Here is a 25,033-nt window from a genome sequence, read left to right as displayed (position 1 = left end):
CCGGCGCCACCTGCATTGCGACGCCCGGTCGCAACCCGCCGCCCGTGACAGCGCCTGTTGCGATGCAGTACGCAAGCAGGCGCACGCGGGCCGGCCGCTTGACATCCCTCCGCGCGCCACTACCCTGTTATTCCAGTACTGCGGTCGATACGCCCCCGCGCGATCGGCCGCACGTGCATCGTTCGGCGCATTGCGCACCTGCACGACAACGATAACGAAGGCCATGGAGGCGACTCATGCTGATCGGTGTGCCGAAAGAGATCAAGAACCACGAATACCGTGTCGGCCTCACGCCGGCCGGCGCGCTCGAACTGACGCGGCACGGCCATCGCGTACTGGTGCAGCGCGGCGCGGGTACGGCGATCGGCCTGCTCGACAGCGACTACACGGCCGCGGGCGCATCGCTTTGCGACGGCGCCGACGAAGTCTTCGCGCGGGCCGACATGATCATCAAGGTCAAGGAGCCGCAACCGGCGGAATGCGCCATGTTGCGACGCGGCCAGATTCTCTACACGTACCTGCATCTCGCGCCCGATCCCGACCAGGCGGCCGCGCTCTTGAAGTCCGGCGCCGTCTGCATCGCATACGAAACCGTGACGGGCCCCGGCGGCGGCCTTCCGCTGCTCGCACCGATGAGCGAGGTGGCCGGGCGCATGTCGATCCAGGTCGCGGCGACCCACCTCGAGAGCCCGCGCGGCGGGCGTGGCTTGCTGATGGCCGGTGTGCCCGGCGTGCCGGCCGCGCATGTCGTCGTGCTCGGCGCGGGCGTGGTGGGCACCGGCGCGCTGCAGATGGCGGTCGGCCTCGGCGCACGCGTCACCGTGCTCGACACCAACGTGAACCGGCTGCGCCAGCTCGACCTCGTCTTCGCCAACCGGATCACGACCGTCTGCTCGAACGCGCACACGATCGACGAAGCCGTGCGCGATGCCGACGTCGTGATCGGCGCGGTGCTCGTACCGGGCGCATCTGCGCCGCGGCTCGTCACGCGCGACATGATCGCGACGATGCGCGCGGGGTCCGTCGTCGTCGACGTCGCGATCGACCAGGGCGGCTGCTTCGAGACCTCGCATGCGACGACGCACGCGGCCCCGACCTTCGTCGTTGACGGCGTCGTGCACTACTGCGTCGCGAACATGCCCGGTGCAGTCGCGCGCACGTCGACCTTCGCGCTGAACAATGCAACGCTCACCCATGCGCTCGCGCTCGCCGACAAGGGCTGGAAGCAAGCGATGACCGACGATCCGCATCTGCGCGCGGGCCTGAACGTGTGCGACGGACACATCACGTACGAAGCGGTCGCGCTGGCGCTCGGCCGGCCTTATGTGCCTGCGGCCGGCGTACTGGCATGACGTGACCGCGTTCACGCATGGCCGGCAACTGGCGGCACACGCCGTCAGCCGCGCTCACGCGCCCTTCGCACCGCCGCTGCGTTTCGACGCGCCGCCCGCGCCCATCGTGCGCGCAAGCAGCGGCCTCAATTGCGCGAGCGTGCGCGTGTTCAGCACGTCGGGCCGCGTGAGCCAGCCACGACGCGCCTGATCGACGCCGTACGCAAGATTGTCGAGCTCGTCCACACTGCACGCATCCGAGCCGATCGCCACCGGCACGCCGGCCTGCGCGGCCGCGCGGCACCAGATGTCCGGCAGGTCGAGCCGCCGCGGCTGCGCATCGAGTTCGACGAAGCAGCCGCGCGCCGCGGCATGCTCGATCAAGCGCGGCACGTCGAGTTCGCATGCGTCTCGCTCGCCGAGCACGCGGCCCGTCGGGTGCGCGAGAATCGTGAAATACGGATGATCCAACGCACGCAGCATGCGCGCGGTCTGTGCGTCGCGCGACAGTTCGAAGCCGTCGCGTACCGCACCGACCACGAGATCGAGCCGGCCGAGCATTGCATCGGGCACGTCGAGGCTGCCGTCCTCGCGAATGCCGGCCTCCACGCCCTTGAGCAGCACGAAATCGTCGAACGACGCGTTGAGGCGATCGATCTCGTCGAGCTGCCCGGCAAGCCAGTCGAAGGGGTGGCGGCCGCCGCCGGCATGCGGCGCCCGGTCGGTGATGGCCAGGTACGCGAACCCGCGTGCGCGCGCCGCATCGGCCATCGCCCGCAGGCTGTCGCGACCGGTCGATGCGTCGGTATGCGCATGCAGGTCGCCGTGGACGTGCTTGCGCTCGACCAGCGCCGGCAGCGTGCCCGCGCGCGCTGCGTCGATCTCGCCGCGATCCTCGCGCAATTCGGGCGGCACCTCGTGCAGGCCAATCGCGGCATAGATCGACGCCTCGGTCGCGCCGGCAATCCGCTCGTCGCCGCGAAACACGCCATACTCGTTGATCTTCAGCCCGCCGGCCTGCGCGATCCTGCGCAACGCGATGTTGTGCGCCTTCGATCCCGTGAAGTAGACGAGCGCCGCGCCGAACGCGTCGGCATCGACGACGCGCAGGTCGACCTGCAACCCGCTGGCGAGCACCACGCTCGACTTCGTCTTGCCGTGCGCCAGCACGCGCACCACCTCGCCATAGCCGACGAACGCGTCGGCGACGGCCGCCGGGTCGCGTGCGGTGACGAGGATGTCGAGATCGCCGACCGTCTCGCGGCGGCGGCGGAAACTGCCGGCCGGCACGGCCTTGCCGACGCCGGCAATCGCGCGCAGGCGTTCGAGCAACGGCCGCAGCGCGTGCGCCGCATCCGGCAGCAGGAAACGTTGCGGTTCGCGCTTGAGCCGGTCGTCGATCGCTTCGAGCAGATGCGCTTCGGTTTTCGCGCCAAAGCCCGGCAGCTCGCGCACGTGCCCGCTCTTTGCTTGCGCGCGAAGCTGCTCGAGCGAATCGACGTGCAGCGCGTCATGGAGCGCCTTCACGCGCTTCGCGCCGAGCCCCGGCACGTCGAGCAGCTCGACGATCGCGCCCGGCAACGCGTGACGCAGCGTTTGCTGCAATTCGCAGGTGCCGGTCGCGGCGATCTCGCGCAGCTTCGACGCGAGATCGGGCCCGATCGACGGAATCGTCCCGAGATCGTCGCCGTTCGCGATCATCGTCGGGATATCGCGCCCGTAGTCCGCAATCGTCCGTGCGGCATTGCGATAGGCGCGCACCCGGAACGGATTGGCGCCCTGGATCTCGAGCATGTCGGCAATCTCGGCGAACACGGCCGCACACTCGGCATTGTGGATCGGCATGATCGGCGTGGCTCCCTTCCACGTGGATGGCGCCGCGCGCGTGCGCGACGGCGTCTGCCCGCCCGGCGCCGCATGCTGACGCCGCCGGGCATCCGTTCGTCATCGTACGCCGGCCGTGCCACGCGTGCAGCGCCGATATGGCCGGGACGCCGGCGTCAGAGGGTGGCGCGCGGCGTCGTGGCGTAGTGCCGCTCGTAGATCGACTGGCAATGCGTGCAGCGCTCGGCGGCCGGGCGTGCCAGCAGCCGCTCGTAGCCCACCGAGCCGTCGCAGTCGATGCACTCGCCGTAGCTGCCGTCGCGCATCCGCTGCTGGGCGCGGCCGATCGCGCGCAGCTCGGTCAGTTTCATGCCGATCAACGCATGATCGACGTCGACGAAGAGATCCGCATTGGCCTCGTCGCCCTCGTCCGGCGCCGCGCCGGCAAGATCTGCGTAGGATTCCGACGCGCGCTGGTCTTCGCTGGCGCGGATCTCCGCGCGCAAAGTCTGCTCGCTCTCGTTCAGCCGCTGTTTCAGCGTCTGCCGTTGTTGTGGGTCGAGCGACATGGCCGTCTCTCCTGTTCCGGGTTCCGCGCTGGGCGTTGCGGCGCGCGGTGTCGCGCCGGTGCGCGGCGGACAGGCGTTACCGCCTGCCACCGTGTCCGGATGTGCGCCCGGAGACACGAAGGGCCGGACGCATTCGACGCAGGATAAACCCATTGAACACGCATGTGTTGACCGGAATCAGCGTGCACTGCAGCGCTCGCGATACGCGCTGCCAAACTGGGGACGGACGCGAAATCGCGACACGATCGCAAAGCGAAGCGGCATCTCCGATGGCGGGCGTCGATTCGAGCGCCGCGCGCGCCGCCGTCGGCAGCCCCGGCCGGACGCACACGTTTCCGGGCCAGGCTTCGTCAGAACGCGTTGCGCCCGACGAATCCCCGCACGACCGTCAACAGGATGATCTTCATGTCGAACCAGAAGCTCCAGTTCTGCATGTAGAACAGATCGAACTTCACACGCGCTTCCATCGCCTCGACCTTGCGGGTCTCACCGCGATAGCCGTTCACCTGTGCCCATCCGGTGATGCCGGGCCGCACGCGGTAGCGATACATGTAACAGTCGATCAGTTGCCGGTAGAAGTCGTCATGTTCGATCGCATGGGGACGCGGGCCGACGACCGACATCTGCCCGAACAGCACGTTGAAGAACTGCGGCAGCTCGTCGAGGGATGTGCGCCGCAGGAACGCGCCGACGCGCGTGATGCGCGTATCGTTGCGCGACGCCTGCCGCACGACTCCCGGCTGTGCACGATGCACGCGCATCGTCCGGAACTTCAGAATGTCGAACTCCCGGCCATCGACGCCCTTGCGGCGCTGCCTGAACAGCACGGGCCCCGGCGACGACAGCTTGACCGCGATCGCCAGCAGCGACAGCAGCGGCAGCAACGGAATCAGCACGCCGAAGGCGAACAACCGGTCGAACGCGAACTTCGCCCACAGCTCCGGCGCCGAGCGTGGCGTGGTCGCGAGGTTGATGGCCGGCATGCCGAGCACGTCGGTCGCCGAGCGATCGACCACCGCCATCTGCCGCACGTCGGGCAGCAGCCGCAATTCCACGAACTCGTCGCGCAACTCGCGGACGATGCGCTGGATCCGCCACTCGTGCGACATCGGCAGCGTGAGCCATACCTCGTCGATCTCGCCGCCGCGAATCAGGTCGCGCAATGCATTCCAGTCGTCGATCACCGGCACGCCGCCAATCCCGCCGGACGCAGCCTGTGCGTCGTCATCGAAAACGCACGCCGCCACGAACGGGCCCTGCGGCGCGAGCTGCATCCGCTCGACCGCGACACGCCCGTAGGCCGTTGCGCCGACCACTGCGACGCGGCGCTGCCGCGCGCGCGGATCGTCACGCGTCAGCGCGAGCGCCAGCAGCGCGGTACGGCCGAGCAGCAACGCCGCGTCGCCGGCCAGCACCGTGCGCACGATCCAGCGTGTCGTGATCGTGCCGCCGCGGTTCATGATCCACAGCGCGGCGGCCACCGTCAGCACGCTCGCGCAGACGAGCCCCACGAGCGTTTGCGTCAGCGCATGCGTGCCGCCGTGCGGCGCCATGCTGCCGCGTACGGTGCGCAGGTAGCGCGGCAGCAATGCCACGGTCAGCACGCACAGCAGCGCGATCGCGCCGCGCTGCGCGTCGGACAGCTCGCGCCACGCGAGGCCCGACGCCGCCTGCGCGGCGAGCGCGCCTGCCAGCACGAGCACGACGTCGGTCGCCGCGATCGCGGCGCGCCGCATCGCATTCGTTCCACCGGGCTTCGACTGCATCGTCACGCACCATGTGCCGGGAACCCGCGATGCGCCTCCGGCATGCGGGGCCGAACCGGTGTCGGCCGCGCCGTCCCGCGCGTGCCGAGCAGCCTGCGATAGTCCGCGCGAATCAGGTCGTAGCATTCGCACGCGTGATGTTCGAGGCCGTCGCGGTCGAGCACCGTGATGCGGCCGCGGCGCTGCCGGATCAACCCGGCTTCCTGCAGGTTGCCCGCCGCCTCCGTCACGCCTTCGCGCCGCACGCCGAGCATGTTCGCGATCGTCTGTTGCGTGACAGCCAGTTCGTCGCCGTCAATGCGGTCATGCGCCAGCAGCAGCCAGCGGCTGAGCTGCTCGCTGACCGAGTGATGCCGGTTGCACAGCGCGCTGCGCGAGATCTGCGCCATCGCCGCCTGGCAGTAGTTGAGCAACAGCCGGTAGGTCTGCGGCGAGCGCTCGAATTCGGCGCGCATCACGCAGCTCGGCACACGATAGGCCATCCCGCCGATGCGGACCTCGACCCGGTGCGACGCCGCGGCGCCACCGACCATCGTCGCCAGCCCGACCACCCCTTCGCGGCCGACCTGCGCCACCTCGACCATCGCACCGTCCTCCATCAGGTGCTGCACCGACATCATCGACGTCGTCGGGAAATGCACGTGACGCATCGGCTCGCCGACCCGGTCGAGCATCCCGGCCTTGACCCTGACCAGTTCGAGATGCGGTGCGATGGTGCGGATGCTGTCCTCGGGGAGGGCATCGAGGATGGCATTCGCCGAGTAGCTCGAGTGAAGATGAAGCATGTCTGTATCCCTTTTATCGTCCGTGCCGCCTGCTGCCGCGTGCATGGAACTCGTTATCGCGATGCGCGCCCGGACGTTGCAGGGGTTGCGGCCACAACCCTGATTCCGACTGACCCTCGGCTTGTTCGCCGCCGGATCGAGTCGGCCGTTCCGTTTCGACACGCCATCCCGAATAAGCGATTTACGTGCCAATACATGCCTATCCTTAATATGTGAATCACGCCGGATTTAGATCACCCGAATAACTCGTTGAAAAACAAAAAAAGCGTCTCATTTCCGGACACTCTTCCGAGTGATGGACACTGCGCGGCATTTGACTGATCATTTCGCGTGCATCCAACCGAGGCAGCCGCACCGGCGCCGCGAGGCTTGTCGTTCATATACTTACTGTCGATTTTCAATTGTTTCCATGATGTGCCGGGTAGCACTCCGCCGCCGCGCCGCGCCTCACACGGCTGTTTGAAACTGTCTCAAATTTGAATCGGCACACTAATTTTCGACTCTGTAACCCACCGCACAATTCAACAACAAGCCTTTGATTTTTATATGTTTTTTATCGGCATCCATTTATTTGTCAAATAATGTTCAATGCCCTCCGGGCACTTTCCCCGTGCGATGCACCCGCCTGACCGATTGACTCCCTGCCGACATGGAATGAATGTCCGAAGTCACATTCGGATTCAGGATGATTAATTTCGCCGAAATGAATCATTAAATCCGGATGACGTTTTCACTCGGCAAAAATCGTCAAACTTTGTGAAATGACGCAATATGCAATTGTTCGGTTTCAATGCCGTGCTAGCCTTTTCGCCAGTATCGTCACTCCATTTTTGACGAACACAAGTCTGCACGATCGTGCGAATTCCCCATTTTCGGGGTATCGCCGCGACGACGCGTGACCGCCACCCTACGAGGATGCGCCGTGACTCATCAGGCCCCTGACACCGTCGCGTATGCGAACGGCATGATCGAGCTTTCCCACAGCTTCGATGCGAACCGCTTTCTCGCGGCCGTCGACCGCGAAGAGCTCGCGACCCTGGCCCCCCACCTTCAACTCGTCCACCTGAAATCCGGGCAAGTGCTCTGCGAGCCCGGCGAAATGCTCGCCGCGGTCTACCTGCCCGTCACGACCGCGATTTCGTTGCAATACGTGTCGTCCGGCGGCATGACGCTGGAAGTCGCGGAGATCGGCAGCGAAAGCGTGGTGTGCGACGACGTGATCGGCGGCAGCGGCCGGATGCCCTGCCGTGCCGTGGCCTGCCGCGACGGCTTCGTCTATCGGCTCGACCGGCGCGTGTTCGCCGCGGCGTTCGACGCATCGCCGGTGATCCGCCATCTCGTGTTCCTGTGCGTGCGGCTGCTGATGGCGCAGGTCTCCCAGATCACGTTCTGCAGCCGTCACCACGTGCTCAAACATCAGTTATGCAGATGGTTCCTGCTCGCGTACGACCGGACGCGCAGCATCGAGATCCAGGTGACGCACAGCATGCTGGCGCAGATGCTCGGCGTGCGGCGCGAAACGGTCACCGATGCCGCCGGCGAAATCCAGAAGCTGGGCCTGATCCGGCAATACCGGAGCTCGATCGAGCTCGCCGACCTCGCCGGCCTCGAAAAAATGTCGTGCGGCTGCCGCGCGATCGTGCGCGACGAGATGAAGCGCATCCTGTCGGCCGATTCGGGCGTGCCGGCCGCGGCGCGCGCCTGATTGGCGGGCCGCAGCGGGACGGCGCCGGCGCGCCGCCTGCCTGCCGGGTTAGCTGTTTGTAGGGTGGCGAACAGAACGCCGCGTCTGCCAATGGTCTACTGATGCCGGACTGCCGGGGGGACGTCAGCGCGTAGCGCGCGTCTGCCCGAGCGGACGACACCACGCACGCCGGAGCAGCACGTGAAAAACGAAATCAGAACCATCCTGAAGCACGTCGCCCATCTCGAAGCCGCGATCGACTCGATCGGCGACGGGGACGATCTCTACGAAGCGGGCCTTTCGTCGCTCGACACGATCCAGCTGATGCTCGCGATCGAGAAGCAATTCAACATCGAGATTCCCGACGAGATGCTGAACCGCAACCTGTTCCGCAGCATCGACGCGCTCGCGGACACGATCGCCACGCTGCAACGCACCGAGCATTCGGCATGAGCGCGCTGCTTCCCGAACTCGCGGCCGACAGCGATTCGCGTCGGCTCGACGAGGCCGCGCATGCCGTCGCCCAGATCGCCGCGCAGCACGCGGACGCGGTCGACCGCGACGCGCGCTGCCCCGTCGAGGCGATCGAGGCCATGCGCGCGCGCCGCCTGCTCGGCGCGATGGTGCCGCCCCATCTCGGCGGCGCTGGCGCGTCGCTGGAAGATATCGCGTCGGCCTGCTCGATTCTCGGCCAGGCCTGTGCGTCGTCGGCGATGGTGTTCGCGATGCACCAGATCCAGGTCGCCTGCATCGTCGACCACGCGCTCGACCAGGGCTGGCACAAGCTGTTCCTGCAGCAGCTCGTGCGTCACCAGTGGCTGCTTGCATCGGCCACGTCGGAAGACGGCGTCGGCGGCAACCTGCGTGCGAGCCAGTGTGCGCTCGAAATCAACGGCGGCGAGTTCCGGCTGCGCAAATCCGCGCCGACGATCTCGTATGGCGACTATGCGGACGGCATCCTCGCGACCGCACGACGCGATGCGGACGCGCCGGCTTCCGAGCAGGTGCTCGTCACGCTGTTGCGCGACGGCTACACGCTCACGCGCCGCGGCGAATGGGACACGCTCGGGATGCGCGGCACCTGCAGCAACGGTTTCGAGCTCGATGCGCAAGGCGCTGCCGTCCAGTGCCTGCCGGTGCCGTTCGCGAAGATCGCCGAGGAAACGATGGTGCCGGTGTCGCACATCCTGTGGGCCGCGGTATGGATCGGCGTGGCCGGCGACGCATTCCACCGCGCGCACCAGTTCTTCCGCGCACAGGCACGCCAGACCGATGGCGCGCCGTCGCCCGCGTCGCGGCGCATCGCCGAATCGCTCGCGCTGATGCAGGCGATGCAGGCCCGCGTCGACAACGTGCTGCGCCTTCACGCGAATCCGGCGTCCCGCTCGTGGTCGGCCGGCATGGCCCGGGCCGCCGAAATCAACACGCTGAAGACCTACGTGTCGACGACCGCGCTGGAAGTCGCGCACCAGGCCATGATGATCTGCGGGATGGCCGGCTACAAGCAAGGCACGCCGTTCAGCATCGGCCGCCACATTCGTGACCTGTATGCGGCGGCGCTGATGATCAGCAACGACCGCATTGCCGTCAACACCTCGAACCTGCTGCTCGCGCTGCGTCCTGCGACGCTGGAGAAACATACGTGAACGATCGCCTTGCCGTGCCCTCCGCCGCCTCCGCTCCCGCCGATGCACCAATCGACCGCGCGGGCGTCAACCCGCTGCGCGACGAACTGATCGACGCGGGCCTGCTGGTCTCCACCGGCATCCAGGGCCTGTTCGGCCGCAGCGAACGGTTCGAGCGCGTCGTGGAAGCGCTCGACGCGTTCGTCACGCGCATCGGCACCGACCAGCAGGCCGAAGTGCTGCGCTTCCCGCCGGCGATGAGCCGCACCGAGTTCGAGCGCAGCGAATACATGAAGAGCTTCCCGCAGCTCGCGGGCAGCGTGCATGCGTTCTGTGGCGACGAACACCAGCACCAGCGCGTATTGCAGTGCCTCGATCGCGGCGACGACTGGACGGAAAGCCAGAAGCCGACCTACGTCGTGATGACGCCGGCCGCGTGCTACCCGGTCTACCCGGTCGTCGCACGCGCAGGCGCGCTGCCGGCCGACGGCCGGATCGTCGACGTCTTCTCGTACTGCTTCCGCCACGAGCCGTCGCTCGATCCGACCCGCATGCAGCTGTTCCGGATGCGCGAGTACGTGCGGATCGGCACGCCCGAGCAGATCGTCGCGTTCCGCGAGACCTGGATCGAACGCGGCACGCGGATGATCGAGATGCTGCGCCTGCCCAACGCGATCGACCTCGCGAACGATCCGTTCTTCGGGCGCGGCGGCAAGATCGTCGCGAACAGCCAGCGCGAGCAGAACCTGAAGTTCGAGCTGCTGATCCCGATCGAGCACGATGGTCGCCAGACCGCCTGCCTGAGCTTCAACTACCACATGGACCATTTCGGGCTGCTGTGGGACATCCGCACCGCCACGGGCGACGTCGCGCACACGGGCTGCGTCGGCTTCGGCCTCGAACGGCTCACGCTCGCGCTGTTCCGCCATCACGGCCTCGACATCGATGCATGGCCGCGCGCAGTGCGCGACGTGCTGTGGGGCACGCCATGAGATTCGTGTCCCGCGACGGCGACGACGCGTCGTTCGAGGATGTGCGCCACCGCGCGCGCCACTACCGGCCGCATCCGCTGCACGGCCAGGAGATGGTCTGGAAACAGACCAACTGCTACGTCGACATGTGGCTCGAGGTGCTCCGGTGGTGGGGCTTCAATCCGTACGCGGCGCTGCCGTTTACGATCGCACTCGATTTCGAAGGCGACCAGTTCACGTTCTTCAAGTTTCCGCACGACGAACTGGAGCGGCTGTACGGCATCGTCGTGCAGGAGCACTCGATCTACGAGCCGCTGGACCAGCACATCGAGACGCAGGTTGCGCGCGGCCACCTGATGATCGTCGAGGTCGACGCGTGGTTCCTGCCCGATACGCGCGGCAGCAGCTACCGCACGCAGCACACGAAGACGACGATCGGCATCGATGCGATCGACCGCGCAAAGCGCCAGATCGGCTACTTCCACAACAGCGGCTATTACGTGGCCGAGGACTTCGACTACGACGGGCTCGTCGGCGGCAACTCGCCGATGACGCTGCCGCCGTACGTCGAATGCGCAAAGCGGCGGTTTGCGCCGCTCGACGAGCGTGCGCTGTGCGAAACGTCGCTCGCCGCGCTGCAGCGCCACCTGCGGCGCCTGCCGGTCGTCGACCCGATCGCCGCATTCCGGCGGCAGTTGCAGACCGATGCACGGACGCTCGCCGATTCGCCGCTCGAGCATTTCCATGCGTACTCGTTCAACTCGGTACGGCAGCTCGGCGCGAATTTCGAGCTGTTCGGCCATTACGCGCGCTGGCTGCAGGCCAGCGGCTGCGTCGGGCCGTTCGCCGAGATCCGCGCCGCGTGCGACCGCATCGCGTCCGAAGCGATGGTGCTCGAATTCCGGCTCGCGCGCGCCTGCGCGCGCGGCAAGGAGGAGCGCGGCGAGTCGACGCTCGAAGCGATCGGGGCCGCGTACGCGGATGTGGTTGCCTGCGCGCGGCAAATCGCGTTGCCGCTGCGGCACATGACGCCCGTGCGCAGCGACACCGCGGCAGCCGTGCCGGTCATGCGGTGACGCGCACGCGCGCCCTGCCCGCGTGGTCGATGCTGGCGACGGCCGCGGGGGTCGCACGGGAACCGCGCGACCTCCCGGCCGCCGGCTGGATCCCGGCGACCGTGCCCGGCACGGTCGCGCAGTCGCTCGCGCTGGCGGGCCGGCTCGACGAAGCCGAATCGCTCGACGAGCGCGACCACTGGTACCGGATCGAACTGCGCGGACACGGGCCGCGCGTGCTGCGCTTTCACGGCCTCGCGACGCTCGCGCAAGCGTGGCTCGACGACACGCCGATCCTCCGCTCCGACAGCATGTTCGTCGCACACGACGTATCCGTGTCGCTCGACGGTGCGCACCGGCTGACCCTGTGTTTCCGGGCGCTCGCCCCGCACCTGCGCGACACGCGCGCGCCGCGCCGGGCACGCTGGCGCACGCGGCTCGCCGAGCCGGCGGCGCTGCGCACGATCCGCACATCGCTGTTCGGCCACATGCCGGGCTGGTTTCCGCCGTATGTGCCGACGGGCCCGTGGCGGCCCGTGGATGTGCTCGATCCGGCCGACGGGCCCGTTCTCGTCGATTGCGACCTGCACGCGCGCATCGAAGGCGACACGGGCTGGCTCGATGCGGAACTGACGTTCGCCGCGCCGCTGCCCGACGCGATCGCGGCGCGGCTGTCGTGCGGCCAGCACCACGCCACGCTCGAACGTGCCGGTGCCGACCGTCTGCGCGCCAGCGTCGCGGTACCCAACGTATGCCGCTGGTGGCCGCATACGCACGGCGAGCCGGTGCTGTACGACGTTGCGCTGCATCTCTGCGACGAGGTGCGGCCGCTCGGTGCAACGGGTTTCCGCACGATCGAAGTCGACGCCGGCGCCGACGGCAAGGGCTTCGGGCTGCGCATCAACGGCGTGCCCGTGTTCGCGCGCGGCGCATGCTGGAGTAGCGCCGCGCCGCTCGCGCTGCACGCGGACGACGCGACCTACGCCCGCCTGCTCGGGCTCGCGCGCGACGCCGGCTTCAACATGATCCGCGTCGGCGGCACGATGACCTACGAGGCCGATGCCTTTCACGCGTGGTGCGACCGGCTCGGGCTGCTGGTCTGGCAGGATTTCATGTTCGCGAACTTCGACTATGCGTTCGACGATCCCGCGTTCGCGGACAACGTCGATCGCGAAGCCCGGCAGTTCCTCTCGCGTCACGGCGCATCGCCGTCTCTCGCCGTACTGTGCGGCGGCAGCGAGATCGCGCAACAGGCCGCGATGTCCGGGCTCGGCCCGAAGCAGCGCTTCGTCGAGCTGACCGCCGACCGGCTGGCCGGCCACGCGGCCGCGTGCCGGCCCGACGTCCCGTACGTGCCCGATTCGCCCGATGGCGGCGTGCTGCCGTTCGCACCGCGCGAACGCGTGTCGCACTACTACGGCGTCGGTGCCTACCTGCGCCCGCTCGACGACGCGCGCCGCGCGGACGTGCGCTTCGCGAGCGAATGCCTCGCGTTCTCGAACGTGCCGTGCGACGCGACGCTCGCCGAGCTCGGCTGGCCCGGCGTGCACGAGCCGCGCTGGAAGGCAGCCGTACCGCGCGATCCCGGCACGTCGTGGGATTTCGAGGACGTACGCGACCACTATCTGCAGACGCTCTACGACGTCGTGCCCGACCGGCTGCGGCGCGAGGATCCGGCGCGCTACTTCGAGCTGTCGCGCGCGGTCATTGCGGACCTGATGCGCGAAACGTTTTCCGAATGGCGGCGCACCGGCTCGCGCTGCGCCGGCGCGCTCGTCTGGCAGTTCCAGGACGTGATGCCCGGCGCCGGCTGGGGAGTGATCGACGCCGCGCACCGGCCGAAATCGGCGTGGTATGCGTTGCGCCAGGTCCTGCAGCCGGTGCAGCTGCTGCTCGTCGACGAAGGCTTGAACGGGCTCGACGTGCATGTCGTCAACGAGCGCCCCGCGCCGCTGTCGGCCGCGCTCGAGCTGGTCGCGCTGCGCGACGGCCGCACGCCGGTCGCGCGGGCCGGCTGCCCGGTGCGAGTCGCGGCGCACGACGCCGTGCGGATCGGCTCGGCCGAGCTGCTCGGCCGGTTCTTCGACTGGACTTACGCGTACCGGTTCGGGCCCTGCGAACACGACACCGTCGTCGCGACACTCCGCGCGGACGACGGCACGCTGCTGTCGCAGGCGTTCCATTTCCCGTCCCGCTCGCATCCGGCCGCCCTGGCGCGCCGTGAACTCGGGCTGGAAGCGTGCGTGTCGCGCACCGGTGACACGTGGCATGTCGACATCGACACACGGCACGTTGCGCGTCACGTGCAGATCGATGCGCCGGGCTACCTGCCGCGCGACGACTGGTTCCATCTCGCGCCCGATACGCCGGCGCGCGTCACCCTCGTTCCGCTTGACCTGACCGGGAAGCATGGCGCCGCGGCCGATGTGCCGCCGGCCGTGGAGGTCCGGGCTGTCAACGCCGCGCGCACGGTGCGCGCCACGCAGGCCGGTTGACGCGGCGCTCGCGGCGTCTGAAAGCCGCGAGCGCCCCTGTCGAATCTCAGTCGGACGAGCCCGTGCCGCGCGGCCGCTCGATCCCGTATGCCTCCATCCAGCGATACAGCGTGGCGCGCGACACGCCGAGCTCGCGGGCCGACGCCGCGACGCGCCCGCGCGTGCGCAGCAAGGCGGTTTCGATCGCCTCGCGCTCGATCGACTTGCGGATGTCGGCCACCGACGGCGACGCGGCATCGAGGCAGTATTCGAGTTCGAGATCCTGCGCGGTAATCAGGCGCCCTTCCGTCATCACGACCGCGCGGCGTACGCGGTTGATCAACTCGCGGACATTGCCGGGCCAGTCGTGCTTGTAAAGTGCCGTGATCGCATCCGTCGAGAAGCCGCGCACGCGATGGCGCGCGTCGCCACGGAAACGTTCGAGCATGTGATGCGCGAGCAGCTCGATGTCCTTGCCGCGCGCGCGCAGCGGCGGCTGGTCGATGCGCATCACGCACAGACGGTGGAACAGGTCCGGCCGGAAGCGCCCTTCCTCCATCGCCTCCCGCAGGTCCACGTGCGTCGCCGACACGATCCGGACATCGACCGGCACCGGATCGCTGCCGCCCAGGCGATGAATTGCGCGCTCCTGCAGGAAACGCAGCAGGCTCGCCTGACTCTCGTGCGGCAGGTCGCCGATCTCGTCGAGCAGTAGCGTGCCGCCGCTCGCCGCTTCCACATAGCCGATCTTGCGTGCGTTCGCGCCGGTAAACGCGCCGCGTTCATAGCCGAACAGCTCGGATTGCAGCAGATGCGGCGGAATGGCGCCGCAGTTGACCGCGACGAACGGGCCGTTGCGGCGCTCCGAATGGCGATGGATCGCGACCGCCGTCAACTCCTTGCCGGTCCCCGTTTCGCCGAACACGAACACCGGTGCGTCCGTGCGCGCGAAGCGCCGCACCGTATCGAACAGCCGCAGCATCGCGCTGCAGGTGCCGACGATGCCTTTCTCCTCCGATTCGAGCCGTTCGCGATCGCGCGCGAACAGGCACTCCATGCCGTACGCATGGCCGACCGTATCGGCGATCCGCTGATGCGAGGCGGGCAACGTGACGTAGTCGAAGCAATAGTCGCGCAACAGCGCGCGCACGTTCGGCGAAGCGGTCTGGCCGACGTCGACGAGTGCGACCCAGACGACGTCGCGCATCGACGCGCAGGTCGACGCAATGCTTCCGATCGCGTCGGCATGACCGCCGCTCAGGTCGAGGATGCCGCAGGTGATTTCACCGGACGTGTCGCGCAGTTCGCTCGCCTGCGCAACGATCGACACTTTCCAGTCGCGTCGCGCCAGTTCCTTTCGCAGCATGACGGACGGCGACTGCGTCCAGTAAATCAGCGGACGCTGCCCGTTACCACTCCCCGCGCCGGCGCTCTTATCGCGCGTTATTGGCATATTCATAACGAACCATCACTTTCTCCACTCCGCGAACCGTTCGCGTGCGCTGCGGCCGGCGGCGCATGGCCACCTTTCCGCGCTGCGTTTCCGCAGCTTTGGCGAAGATCGAAACTGCACACGGCGAGAGCCCCGGGAGGTCGAGCCGGATGTCATCCGGCCTCGTTGTCATCGAACTCGAAGGGAACGCGCGGCTGAGGGAGCCACGACGTCCCCGCTTTGACGCGACCCGCCATCCAGGCGGAACGCGTCGGCAGACGGGAATGCCGTCGGCATGTGCGTCACGTCGTACAGGACCGTTGCGCCCGATGCTGAACCGGATGGCCGCCAACCCGCTTCCGGAATGACCGCCGCATTTCACCCGCACTTGAATTTACACCCCGTTTCGAGATGGTCTTGTTACCAAACGATAAACCTGAATCAACCGGTTACGCGACCGATAATGCAACCGGTTGCCCCGCACCACGCGCGTTTGACCACTGAGATTTGATTATCTACGAGCATTCCAGTCAATCAGTGGCAAATACTACTTTTCCCCAAGATGGGCACGGTGGATTGCTAGTGATTTTTACCGAAATCCCCGGGAATGGCCGATACCGCATTCCACTTGCCACATAATCGCGCGCGCCGCCGGACGGCCGAATCGTATCGCGGCGACGCCCGGCCCGCTCGCGCTCCGCTCGTCCGTTACATACCGTAATCAACCGCACCACGTCACGTATCCCGGTTCGCGGCGTCGACGCGCGGCGAAACGCGTGCGGCGCACGCCGATCGCTCTCCGGCGAGTCGTTGCGACCACGTGTGAAATCGGTCGCGCCGACGCAGGCCCCCCGCAATGCAGCATGGCGATCCGCCACGTGCCGCTCAGGATCGTCGCGACCGGATCCGGCGTTTCGTCGGCTCGGATGCGGGCCGCCCGTTGTCGCCATCGGCCAGGCCGCGTCGCCTGATCCCAAGTCGCAACAACGGCATGCGGATGGAGGACGTGTACGCCGCACGGGCACGCACTGCCCTGCAGGGATCCGACGAGGCGGCACACGGTCGGCCTGCGCGGTACAGCCGACCACGTGCGTGAGTGTGTGCCCGGCGCCGCCATGCACGACCGGCCCGTCGTGAACGCTCGCAATCTTCAAGTCCGGCCCCCGGTTCTTTATTGACATTCGATGTTGACTGGCCTCGCATCGAGGCGGGCAGCCAGGATGGGGCAATTATGAAAAAGCACCGGCCATCCCGGTGTGTGCTACCGCACCTTGCGGCGCTCGCGCGGCGCTTCCTGGCTGCGCAAGCCGCACCGGCGAGGCGAATCCGGATCGTGAGTACGCTTTCGAACAGACCGGCGCAGCGCGTACCCGGATGATGAGGATCGCCGCGCTGCACGGGACGATCGCGTCCATGCGGCAAGGCATGCCGAAGGCATCACGCGAGGACAGCATCATGGAATGGCATTGTTGTGAATTCGAACATCTGGGCGCCGTCGACCTCTACGCAATCCTGCGCGCCCGCAACGCCGTGCTGGTGGTCGAGGACGCGCACACGCATCTCGACATCGACGGCAAGGACGCGGGCGCGCTGCATGTCTATGCGACCACGCGCGACGGCGACACCATGGAAGTCGCGGCCTACGCACGCATCCTGCCCGGCGACGACATCGACCCGGACGTCGTGATCGACAAGGTGCTCACGAGCGAGAGCCGCCGCGACGACGATACGCTCGAGCGGCTGATCGAGCGCGCCCTCACCGCCGCGCAGGCCGCGTGGCCCGCGGCCGCGGTGCGCACGCACGTCCCGGCGCCGCGTCAGGCGTTCTACAAGCGTTTCGGATTCCGCAAGGCCTATGGCCCGTATCTCGAACAGGGGGCGCCATTCGTCGGCCTGGTGCGATCGTCCGACCGCGCTGCAGGCGCGTTGCGCAACCTGCTGTCGCGAGCCGTGTCGGCACACCGGTCGCGCAACGACGACACGCGAGCCGACAGCCGCACACTCAACCGGCAGCCCGCCGACACCGGAGCCAATCGATGACCCGCACCCTTCGTCCGGTTCCCGAGCCCGACCTGCCGTGCATCCTGCCGGTGATTCTCGCGGGCGGCTCCGGCACGCGGCTGTGGCCGCTGTCGCGCGAGCAGTATCCCAAGCAGTTGATCGAGCTGACCTCGAACGAATCGCCGTTGTCGGCGACGGCGCGCCGCCTGAACGGCATCGCGAATGCATCGCTGGGCGACACGCTGCTGCTGGTCTGCGGCGAGCAGCATCGTGTCATGAGTGCCGCACAGGTGCTCGGCCGCGCGGCACCCGCCCGCATCCTGCTCGAGCCGGCCGCACGCAATACCGCGCCTGCGCTGACGCTTGCGGCACTCGACGCAAGCCAGCTCGCGGACGATCCCGTGCTCGCGGTGATGCCGGCCGATCATGTGATCGCCGACATCGGCGCCTTCCAGGATGCGATCGCGCGTGCGGCCCGTTACGCACAGGAAGGCGCAATCGTCACGCTCGGCGTGCTGCCGCGCCGCGCCGAAACGGGCTACGGCTACATCCAGGTCGGCGAGCCGCGCACGGGCCCCCACGGCGGCCAGGGCGGCTACGCGATCGGTCGCTTCGTCGAAAAGCCCGACGCGGCGCTCGCCGAGCGCTATCTGCAATCGGGCGACTACTGGTGGAACAGCGGGATTTACGTCACGCGCGCATCGGTCTGGCTAAAGGCGATCGCCGCGCTCGCGCCTGACATCCACGCGGCCTGCGAAACCGCATGGCGTGCGGGCATCGCCGAGGATCCGTTCTTCCGGATCGATGCGGCGGCCTTCGACGCGTGCCCGTCGGACTCGATCGACTACGCGGTGATGGAGCGCCTCGCGGAACACGGCGAACTCGGTATCGAAGGCATCGTGGTGCCGCTCGCGGCCGGCTGGTCGGACGTCGGCACCTGGGATGCGATCTGGGAAATCATGCCGAAGGACGATCACGGCAACGTCGCGCGCGGCCCGATCGTGTTCGAGGATACGCAGGACAGCTTCGTGCGCTCGGAGGGGCGCCTCATCGCCTGCGTCGGGATGAAGGACGTCGTCGTGATCGAGACGCCCGATGCGGTGCTGGTCGCGAACAAGCACGACGTGCAGCGCGTGAAGAACGTCGTCGCGCGCCTGAAGACCGACCGGCGCCCGCAGGCAAGCGAGCACCGCAAGGTGCAGCGGCCGTGGGGCCATTACGATTCGATCGATCTCGGCGAGCGCTTCCAGGTGAAACGGATCGTGGTCGAGCCCGGCAAGCAGCTGTCGTTGCAAATGCACTATCACCGCGCCGAGCACTGGATCGTCGTGCGCGGCACCGCGAAGGTGACGCGCGGCAACGAGACGTTCCTGCTGTGCGAGAACGAGTCCACATACATCGCGGTCGGCGAAGTGCATCGACTCGAGAATCCCGGCCGGATCCCGCTCGAAATCATCGAGGTGCAGTCAGGCAACTATCTCGGCGAGGACGACATCGTCCGCTTCGACGATCAATATGGCCGGCCGACGTGCCCGCCGGCGGAACTCGAAGCGGCGATGGCGGCGCCGCTCGCTCGATCGACGGCAGAATAGCGGCGCAGCCGGCATCCCCGCACGTCAGCGCACGACGATGGCCGCCGAAACGACGTTCTGGATGAACGGCTTGCCGACCGCCTTGACGAAATACGTGCCCGCCCGCGTATCAGGCAGCGACATGCTCGTCGCATCGGCCGGATAGCGTCCGACCAGCCTGAACGACGACGGACCAAGCTGCTCGTAGAGCTCCAGATGATCGACGGTGTCCGGATGGGTGATCCGGACGGTCACGCTCGCGCCCAACGGCTGCGCGTCGATCTCCGTGCAACTGGCGATGCCGGTTTCGAGCGCGCTCCCCTCCTCGTAGTCGTTCCACGTAATCAGTTGAACGAACGGGAGCTGCTGGCGCGCGTTGTAGCGCTCGTTGATGCTCTTGAACGTGTCGAGCCAGGTGCGGCCGCACGCAGGCGCAAGAAAGCGCGGCGCGGCGGCGCCCCACGACGCCTTCCTGTCGTCGAACCCGCTCCACACGCCACCGACCGCGATCATCCCCGGCGGCTGGTTCCGGGCGATGTTGTAGAAGCGATCGCGATACAGCAGGTCGTGCCGCGTGCCGGCCGGTTGCGGCGCGGACCACGACGACGGCTGCTCCCAGACATACGCCCCCTTGCTGTACGGCAGATCGAAACCCGGCGCAAGCGTATGGATCCAGTAGACGTCCGGGTATGCGGCATGAATACGCGCCCAGTCCGCCTTCCCGACCGCATCCATCCCGAACTCGGACACGATCGGATGGCCGTCGTAACGCAGATACTGAGTCGACGTGAAGTATTCGCGGCTGATATACGCGAGGTTGTTCAGGATCGTTTCGGTCAGGTCGCACCCGTGACATGCATTGAACTTGAAGCTGCCGCTGTCGATCATGATCGAGAACGTCATCCCGGGAAACTTCGCCAGCTCGGGCATGGATGCCTGCCACGCCGTGTCGACGAAATGGCCCTGGCCGTACCAGTCGACGATCACGCCGTCGATACCGCGCGACTGCATGTCGGCGAAGGTACGATAGGCCTGGCTAGGATCGTCGGATCGATAGCCGACGTCCACGCCGCGCGGGTCGGGGCCCCACCACGGCAGGTAGTGGGCCAGCACTCGGGTCGTGCTGCCCGGATACAGCAACGTATGCACATCGATTTTCGATATCGAAGACGTGCCGGCGAGCAGCCCATTCGATGAACCCTTGAAATCGCGGCTGCCGGATGTATTGGCGGGCGCGATCGTCGCCACCCGCTCGTCGCCGTAACCGTGCCCCGCCGACAAGGCCAATGCGCCGAGCACGGCCGCCGCGTTGCGTCGAAGTGCCCGCATGATGTTCTCCTTCCTAGACGTTCTGTCGCCCGCCGATTTCCATCCACGACGCAAGCTGCGCCGCGTAGCGCGACGGCGTGTATGCCGAGCAATCGTAGTGTCGATCGTCGGTGCGCAAATGACGGTTCAACTCATCGAGTGCGCTCGTCAGGCCGGCCGGCGAATTCCGGTACAGGATCTTGTTGCCGATCTCGCTGCCGAACGTCGACAGACTGCCGATCTCGTGCGCGAGCACCGGCAAGCCGAGCGTGGCCGCCTCGACCAGCACGAGCGGCGCGTTCTCGGCCCAGACGGACGGCAGCACCAGCGCGTCATGTGCGCGCAGTGCGTGAAACAGCTCGCCGTGGTCAAGCCGCCCGGCAAAGCGCAGCCGCTGCGCCTGAACCAGATCCTGGTGGCGCTCTTCGAGCTGCGCGCGCATCGCCCCGTCGCCGTAAAGCGTCAGGCTGCCGATACGATGAAAACCGGTCTGGCGCGCCAGTTCGATGAACTCGTGAATGCCCTTCTCGGCATCGAGGCGTCCCACATAGGCGAGATCGAACCGATCACGATGACACACGCGCGGCGGGAACGGCTCCGCCAGCGTGCTCACCGGGTTCGGCAGCAATGCGCTTCGCGTGATGCCGCGCTGTGCCAGCGCGGTGCGCATATACGGGCTCGGGCACAGGAACAGGTCAAATACGTGTTGCGGATTGCAATAGGCGTACACCGCATGCCAGTGCAGTTTCTTCACCGTGTCGTGAATACGGCCCCGAGGGCTCGCGAGCCTGAACAGGCGCGCCGGCTTCGACAGCGCATCGACCGGCACCGGCACCGGGCGCCCGTTGCGATAGGCCAGCAGATTCGGGTTGTAAAAGACCAGGTGGTAGTCGTGGCACGTGAGATACGTGCGGAATCCCTGTTCGCGGCGGTAACGCGCGAGTACCGGCAGGATCGATTGCGTCAGCAGATTGTGATAGTTGTGCACGAGCACGCGATGCGGGCGCACCTCGTCGAGCAGCGCCGCAAGGGCGCTCGCCGCGGCACGGTTCCAGCCGCGCGCCAGCGAGCCTTCGCCCGGCGGGAAATTCGTCTCGTCGAACGAGTACACGCAGACGCCCGGAATCTTTCGCAGCATCTCGATGGAGGTCCGGTAGACCTCTTCCGCGCCGCCCTTTCGCGCGTAGTCATTGATCACGACAATGCGCGTCGTTTCCGCGCGGGAGTCAACCGACGGGAAGCTATTCAATTGGGCTTCCCGGACATCGGTTGAAACATTCGATATCGCGGCACGCCGCCTTCATCACTCGCCACCCTCATCTCCCACTCCATGCAGTCCATTCCATTCACGTAGGCGACACGGGGTCGCTCCTTTCAGCCGCGACGCTCCCGCGCCCGGTCAGTTTCGAACCGGATCCTGCGCTGCGTTGACCTGACGATTGCCGACCGGCAGATCGCCGCGTTGCCGCGACGTGGTCAGACGGTGCGCAAGCCGGACACATGGCGCCTCGCAATACCGGTAGCTTGCGTACGACAACGCGATCAACGGCGCAACGGGCACGATCATGTAGACGCCCAGCGGCCACCCGGTCCATTGATAGCGCTCGCACAGCCAGTAAAACCCGAACAGCGGGATCGCATGAAACAGGTAAATCGAGTAGCTGACTTCGCCCAGCTTCGCGAAAGACCGCGCGCGGATCTTCAATACCGTCGCCATTGCCGCGAATATCACGATGCCGATCACGTAAGCGAGCGACGACGGCAGATGAACCAGGTTGTGATGCCGCCAATCGTTGGCGGCTCCAAGCAGTGCGACGCCCACGATCATCGCCGCCAGCAGGCCAACCACGGACCGGTAGGTCAGCGTGATTCCGGCATGCTCGCCGCGCCCCCATCTCACACGCAACACGTCGAGCGGATGGTCGTACGCCTGACGAAAACAGGCGCCCCAGAACATGATCGCGAGGTGATACAGCATGGCCTTGTACTGGCCCAGCGCATTCTCGGGAATGATGCGCAACCCGAGGGTGATCACGAATACCGTGCACAGCGCGATGCAGACGAGCGCGAGATCGCGCATCCGGTGCAGCCCGCCCCACCAGAACAACACGAGACACAGCGCGTAGAAATACAGCTCCGTTTCGAGCGTCCAGTAATGTCCCATGACCGGCTCCTGCCCGAACGCGGTCGGAATCATCGTTGCGTTGGCAACGAGAAGCGACGCGCTTACCGGTTTTCCGAACAACGTCCAGAAGACGAGGCAGCCGACCGGAATGGACAACCAGAACGCCGGATACAACCGCAGGAAGCGGCGGATCAGGAAGCGCCGCGTGCCTTGTCCAAGCGCGCCGCGCAGGCTGCTCGGAATCAGCAGGCCGCTGATGCCGAAGAACACCACGACGCCGATCCGCCCGAAATTGAGGGAGCGTTGCAGAGTGTCGAGCCATTGTTGGGCGCCCGCCAGCGCGACGAACCGCTCGGCGAAGTGCGTCCAGATGACGAGCAGGACCGCGACGGCGCGCATCGCGTCGATATGATCCAGACGTCCGGAGCCTTTGGAGTTCATCGTTGGGGTCGTATAGTGGGCAGGCAGCGTGGCCAGGGACAGGCGAGTTACCGTATCACCGCACCCGCTCGCCAACTGTGCGACATCTGACATAGCCCCGTGGCGATATCGCGTTCCGCCGGGCAACGACGAGGCCGGCGCACGTGGCAAAAACCGGCGCCGGCCTCGTATCACGCGGGGGATTCAGCCTTGACGATCCTGCCGAGCGACGCGCGGCGGGAATCGAGACCCTTGACGAATTCGCTGCACAACCCGACCACCCGTTCGACCGCATGCGAACCGAACAGACTGTGATCGAGATCGTCGAGCACGACCGTGCGCGCGCCCGAGTAGCGCGACAGCCGCTTTCCGCGCGGGCCGAAATACATCGTCATCAGGTCCAGACTGCTGTCGTATGCGCCGCATATGAACAGGGTGCTCACCTCCTTGCGCTGCAACGTACGCAGGATTTCATGAGGATCGACCGGTATCGTCTCCGCGCACGACCATCCGGCGATCCGGCGTCGCCACGCGCCGATCCGGACCGCCGCAAACGTCGCCATGCGCTTCATGACGAGCCGCACGAACGGCATGATCTTTCGATCGCCGCTCAGCACCTGCTTCCATTTCTTCAGCTCGAAGAACGACGACCGGTAACCGGCGATCGAATTGGGTCGATGCCTGCGCAACGCGTCAGTCGGCATGTCGTCGGGCATATGGAAACTCTGCAGGTTCACCGATATGACACCCGACAGCGCGCCCCCCAAGAGGGCCGCACGCAACGCGCTGTATGCGCCCGAGCAGATGCCGAAGGACACGACGTGGCGATAGCCTTGTTCCTTCAACCAATGGGCAGCCGTCGCGACATCCTCGACGACGGCACTCGAATAGACCGGCGCGCGAGCACCACACCCGGATACACTGTCGCCGATCCCGCGTCCGTCGAACCGCAGCGACGCGATGCCGCGACGCGCCAGTTCCCGGGCGATGCGTACCGATAGCCGGCTGTCGCCGACATGCGCGCTGGCCGACGTGTTCGTGATCAGCAGAACCGGGCCACGATCGCGCATGGCCGGCGGCATGCACAGGATGCCGAACAAGCCGGCAACGCCGAACCTGACCGGTTGTTCGCAGGCTTCCGGCGTCCGGAGCATCAGGCCGGAATCCCAATCCGCTTTCAACGCGACGCCGGGCGACGGCGCCTGCCCGGCCTCCCTGGCCGCGATCCAATCGACCACGGCGTCGAATACACGCGTCGGCATGCTCGAGAACGTCGTTTCCTGCATGAACGCGGCGTAGCCTTCGAACGACCTCGACTCGACTTCACTGCCCAGCGCTTCCAGCTTCTTTTTCAGCGGTTCGCTGCCGCCGACATTCACGTCGACGATCAGCGTGTCCGGTGCCGGCGCGCGTACGTAATCCTTCAACGCATCGACCGCGTCGAACGCATTGAGCCGCGCACGGAACACCGGACTGTAGACCTGCCCGAGCACGTTGAATGGCGCGTCTTTCGGTTGGGCCTCACGCAATGGCGCCGGCAACTGGTCGAGCCAGATGTTGCGCATGATCGACAACTCGCGCACGTAGCTGCGCCCGCTCGCCACCGGAGCCAGCAGCACGAGCGCATCCACGTCGCATTGGCTCGCCGCGAGCAGCGCGAATGCCGCGCCCAGCCGCAGGCCGCACAGTGTCACCCGCGTAATGCCCGTTTCTTCGCGAAGCCGCGCGATGGCCGCGCGCACATCGTCGACGGCCGTCTCGAACTGGTCGCTCGCGCCATCGGCCCCGTCGGAATCGCCCGTTCCACGGTAATCGAAACGCAGCACCGGAATCCCGCTGGCGGACAGACGGTCCGCCAGGCTCCGCATGCCGCCGTGACTCCAGACGGATTCGTGCCCGTAAGCGTTGCACAGGACGACACCCCTCGTCCCTTCGCCCGGATGCAGCCATCCGAACCGCCCGCCAAATATGATCGGTCTCATTTTTAATTAGGTATCGGTGAAGAATGAGATATCGCATCCTTCGGCCGAGGTGCCGAATCGATCGGCCGAAGGACGGCAAGTCGCTCGCGGAAGGCTTTCCCCTTTCCGGT

At 66.8% G+C, this 25,033-nt stretch carries 18 protein-coding genes; 9 read left to right on the top strand and 9 right to left on the bottom strand.

The window, feature by feature from the left end; all coding sequences use genetic code 11:
- Window positions 1-236 precede the first annotated feature (236 nt).
- Entirely contained in the window at window positions 237-1,352 is a 1,116-nt protein-coding gene (gene ald / locus HWX39_RS12230) for an alanine dehydrogenase (protein ID WP_175968328.1), read from the top strand.
- A 54-nt stretch (window positions 1,353-1,406) separates the two neighbouring features.
- On the opposite strand, the gene polX is transcribed toward ald, so the two are convergent.
- From polX to HWX39_RS12210, 4 genes are all read right to left on the bottom strand, one after another.
- Complete coding sequence (polX, locus tag HWX39_RS12225) at window positions 1,407-3,176, bottom strand: DNA polymerase/3'-5' exonuclease PolX (protein WP_175968327.1); 1,770 nt, start codon at window positions 3,174-3,176, stop codon at window positions 1,407-1,409.
- Window positions 3,177-3,331: 155 nt separating this feature from the next.
- Window positions 3,332-3,724 (bottom strand): TraR/DksA family transcriptional regulator, encoded by a 393-nt coding sequence (locus HWX39_RS12220; RefSeq protein ID WP_175968326.1) that lies wholly within the window; start codon window positions 3,722-3,724, stop codon window positions 3,332-3,334.
- A 350-nt stretch (window positions 3,725-4,074) separates the two neighbouring features.
- The gene (locus HWX39_RS12215) at window positions 4,075-5,490 is read right to left on the bottom strand and encodes an undecaprenyl-phosphate glucose phosphotransferase (RefSeq protein WP_244134977.1); all 1,416 of its coding nucleotides are present in this window, start codon (window positions 5,488-5,490) and stop codon (window positions 4,075-4,077) included.
- Window positions 5,491-5,492: 2 nt separating this feature from the next.
- Entirely contained in the window at window positions 5,493-6,275 is a 783-nt protein-coding gene (locus HWX39_RS12210; RefSeq protein WP_175968325.1) for a Crp/Fnr family transcriptional regulator, read from the bottom strand.
- A 922-nt stretch (window positions 6,276-7,197) separates the two neighbouring features.
- On the opposite strand from HWX39_RS12210, the gene HWX39_RS12205 reads away from it, so the two are divergent.
- The 6 genes from HWX39_RS12205 to HWX39_RS12180 all read left to right on the top strand — a co-directional run bounded on the left by HWX39_RS12205 (window position 7,198) and on the right by HWX39_RS12180 (window position 14,105).
- Entirely contained in the window at window positions 7,198-7,980 is a 783-nt protein-coding gene (locus HWX39_RS12205; protein ID WP_175968324.1) for a Crp/Fnr family transcriptional regulator, read from the top strand.
- Between the two features lie 180 nt (window positions 7,981-8,160).
- A complete protein-coding gene (locus HWX39_RS12200; RefSeq protein ID WP_006490451.1) occupies window positions 8,161-8,412 on the top strand; it encodes an acyl carrier protein in 252 nt (83 codons plus the stop codon).
- Window positions 8,409-9,605, top strand: a complete 1,197-nt coding sequence (locus HWX39_RS12195; RefSeq protein WP_175968323.1) for an acyl-CoA dehydrogenase family protein — start codon at window positions 8,409-8,411, stop codon at window positions 9,603-9,605. The genes HWX39_RS12200 and HWX39_RS12195 overlap by 4 nt, the downstream gene beginning before the upstream one ends.
- A complete protein-coding gene (locus tag HWX39_RS12190) occupies window positions 9,602-10,576 on the top strand; it encodes an amino acid--[acyl-carrier-protein] ligase (RefSeq protein ID WP_175968322.1) in 975 nt (324 codons plus the stop codon). The genes HWX39_RS12195 and HWX39_RS12190 overlap by 4 nt, the downstream gene beginning before the upstream one ends.
- Entirely contained in the window at window positions 10,573-11,631 is a 1,059-nt protein-coding gene (locus tag HWX39_RS12185) for a DUF1839 family protein (protein ID WP_175968321.1), read from the top strand. The genes HWX39_RS12190 and HWX39_RS12185 overlap by 4 nt, the downstream gene beginning before the upstream one ends.
- Complete coding sequence (locus HWX39_RS12180) at window positions 11,628-14,105, top strand: glycoside hydrolase family 2 protein (RefSeq protein WP_175968320.1); 2,478 nt, start codon at window positions 11,628-11,630, stop codon at window positions 14,103-14,105. Before HWX39_RS12185 ends, HWX39_RS12180 begins: the two co-directional genes overlap by 4 nt.
- Before the next feature lie 46 nt (window positions 14,106-14,151).
- On the opposite strand, the gene HWX39_RS12175 is transcribed toward HWX39_RS12180, so the two are convergent.
- Window positions 14,152-15,543, bottom strand: coding sequence for a sigma-54 dependent transcriptional regulator (locus HWX39_RS12175; protein WP_175968319.1), 1,392 nt, complete (start codon window positions 15,541-15,543; stop codon window positions 14,152-14,154).
- Window positions 15,544-16,971: 1,428 nt separating this feature from the next.
- Here HWX39_RS12175 and HWX39_RS12170 point away from each other — a divergent pair.
- Both HWX39_RS12170 and HWX39_RS12165 read left to right on the top strand, forming a co-directional pair.
- On the top strand, window positions 16,972-17,556 hold the full coding sequence (locus HWX39_RS12170) for a drug:proton antiporter (protein WP_244134976.1): 585 nt from the start codon (window positions 16,972-16,974) through the stop codon (window positions 17,554-17,556).
- Window positions 17,553-19,109 (top strand): mannose-1-phosphate guanylyltransferase/mannose-6-phosphate isomerase, encoded by a 1,557-nt coding sequence (locus tag HWX39_RS12165; protein WP_244134975.1) that lies wholly within the window; start codon window positions 17,553-17,555, stop codon window positions 19,107-19,109. Before HWX39_RS12170 ends, HWX39_RS12165 begins: the two co-directional genes overlap by 4 nt.
- 24 nt (window positions 19,110-19,133) lie before the next feature.
- Here the strand turns inward: HWX39_RS12165 and HWX39_RS12160 are convergent, their stop codons facing one another.
- From HWX39_RS12160 to HWX39_RS12145, 4 genes are all read right to left on the bottom strand, one after another.
- Window positions 19,134-20,417 (bottom strand): hypothetical protein, encoded by a 1,284-nt coding sequence (locus HWX39_RS12160; RefSeq protein WP_175968318.1) that lies wholly within the window; start codon window positions 20,415-20,417, stop codon window positions 19,134-19,136.
- A 13-nt stretch (window positions 20,418-20,430) separates the two neighbouring features.
- Complete coding sequence (locus HWX39_RS12155; protein WP_175968317.1) at window positions 20,431-21,645, bottom strand: glycosyltransferase; 1,215 nt, start codon at window positions 21,643-21,645, stop codon at window positions 20,431-20,433.
- 150 nt (window positions 21,646-21,795) lie between these two features.
- Window positions 21,796-22,962, bottom strand: coding sequence for an acyltransferase (locus HWX39_RS12150; RefSeq protein ID WP_175968522.1), 1,167 nt, complete (start codon window positions 22,960-22,962; stop codon window positions 21,796-21,798).
- A 170-nt stretch (window positions 22,963-23,132) separates the two neighbouring features.
- Window positions 23,133-24,923 carry an alpha/beta fold hydrolase gene (locus HWX39_RS12145; RefSeq protein ID WP_175968316.1) on the bottom strand — a complete coding sequence of 597 codons (1,791 nt, stop codon included), beginning with the start codon at window positions 24,921-24,923 and terminating at the stop codon, window positions 23,133-23,135.
- Window positions 24,924-25,033 lie beyond the last annotated feature (110 nt).

This window comes from Burkholderia sp. BCC0322 (assembly GCF_902833045.1).
In the GTDB taxonomy this organism is placed as follows: Bacteria; Pseudomonadota; Gammaproteobacteria; order Burkholderiales; family Burkholderiaceae; genus Burkholderia.
The sequence above is the reverse complement of the archived record's forward strand: the minus strand, read 5'-3'. Positions and strand labels throughout refer to the sequence as shown.

Bases quoted from the DNA above. Each gene is read 5' to 3' on its own strand.
- ald (WP_175968328.1), top strand. From the start codon at position 237: ATGCTGATCGGTGTGCCGAAAGAGATCAAGAACCACGAATACCGTGTC.
- HWX39_RS12210 (WP_175968325.1), bottom strand. From the start codon at position 6,275: ATGCTTCATCTTCACTCGAGCTACTCGGCGAATGCCATCCTCGATGCC.
- HWX39_RS12150 (WP_175968522.1), bottom strand. From the start codon at position 22,962: ATGAACTCCAAAGGCTCCGGACGTCTGGATCATATCGACGCGATGCGC.
- HWX39_RS12220 (WP_175968326.1), bottom strand. From the start codon at position 3,724: ATGTCGCTCGACCCACAACAACGGCAGACGCTGAAACAGCGGCTGAAC.
- HWX39_RS12165 (WP_244134975.1), top strand. From the start codon at position 17,553: ATGACCCGCACCCTTCGTCCGGTTCCCGAGCCCGACCTGCCGTGCATC.
- HWX39_RS12185 (WP_175968321.1), top strand. From the start codon at position 10,573: ATGAGATTCGTGTCCCGCGACGGCGACGACGCGTCGTTCGAGGATGTG.
- HWX39_RS12175 (WP_175968319.1), bottom strand. From the start codon at position 15,543: ATGAATATGCCAATAACGCGCGATAAGAGCGCCGGCGCGGGGAGTGGT.
- HWX39_RS12160 (WP_175968318.1), bottom strand. From the start codon at position 20,417: ATGCGGGCACTTCGACGCAACGCGGCGGCCGTGCTCGGCGCATTGGCC.
- polX (WP_175968327.1), bottom strand. From the start codon at position 3,176: ATGCCGATCCACAATGCCGAGTGTGCGGCCGTGTTCGCCGAGATTGCC.
- HWX39_RS12195 (WP_175968323.1), top strand. From the start codon at position 8,409: ATGAGCGCGCTGCTTCCCGAACTCGCGGCCGACAGCGATTCGCGTCGG.
- HWX39_RS12170 (WP_244134976.1), top strand. From the start codon at position 16,972: ATGGAATGGCATTGTTGTGAATTCGAACATCTGGGCGCCGTCGACCTC.
- HWX39_RS12145 (WP_175968316.1), bottom strand. From the start codon at position 24,923: ATGAGACCGATCATATTTGGCGGGCGGTTCGGATGGCTGCATCCGGGC.
- HWX39_RS12215 (WP_244134977.1), bottom strand. From the start codon at position 5,490: ATGCAGTCGAAGCCCGGTGGAACGAATGCGATGCGGCGCGCCGCGATC.